Raw genomic sequence first — 751 nt, 5'->3', positions numbered from 1 at the left:
GATCATTGCCGAGAAATGGTTCGCGCCACGCGGCGTCATCGGCTTCTGGCCGGCCAATGCCGTTGGCGACGATATCAGGCTGTTTACGGACGAGGCGCGATCGCAGGAATTGGCAACCTTCTTCACCTTGCGCCAGCAACTGACCAAGCGCGACGGCAAGGCCAATGTCGCACTGTCGGATTTCGTGGCACCGTCGGACAGTGGCAAGCCGGACTATATAGGCGGCTTCATCGTCACCGCCGGCATCGAGGAAGTGGCGATCGCCGAACGGTTCGAGCGGGCCAACGACGACTATTCGTCGATCATGGTCAAGGCGCTGGCCGACCGCTTCGCCGAAGCCTTCGCCGAGCGCATGCACGAGAAGGTGCGCAAGGAGTTCTGGGGTTATGCCCCTGACGAAGCTCTTGCACCGGACGAGCTGATCGGCGAGCCCTATCGTGGCATCCGCCCGGCGCCCGGTTATCCCGCGCAGCCCGACCATACCGAGAAAGCGACCCTGTTCCGTCTGCTCGACGGCGAGCGCAATGCCGGAGTAAGCCTGACCGAAAGCTATGCGATGTGGCCGGGCTCCTCCGTGTCGGGGATCTATCTGGCGCATCCCGAGAGCTACTACTTCGGCGTCGCCAAGGTCGAGCGCGATCAGGTCGAGGATTACGCACGCCGCAAGGACATGCCATTGGCTGAGGTGGAGCGCTGGCTTGGACCGATCCTCAACTATGTTCCCGCGCTCTATGCCGAGGCGGCGGAATAG

The 751-nt window shown here is 62.7% G+C and carries 1 protein-coding gene; it reads left to right on the top strand.

Translation table 11 applies throughout. The features are described from left to right. Positions 1–751: vitamin B12 dependent-methionine synthase activation domain-containing protein (locus ACFX5Q_RS34815; RefSeq protein ID WP_404285070.1), on the top strand; the 751-nt coding region annotated here is incomplete at its 5' end.

The organism is Mesorhizobium sp. IMUNJ 23033 (assembly GCF_044778005.1).
Taxonomy (GTDB): domain Bacteria; phylum Pseudomonadota; class Alphaproteobacteria; order Rhizobiales; family Rhizobiaceae; genus Mesorhizobium; species Mesorhizobium amorphae_A.
Note: the sequence above shows the minus strand (reverse complement) of the source record. Positions and strands in the feature narration are given on the sequence as shown.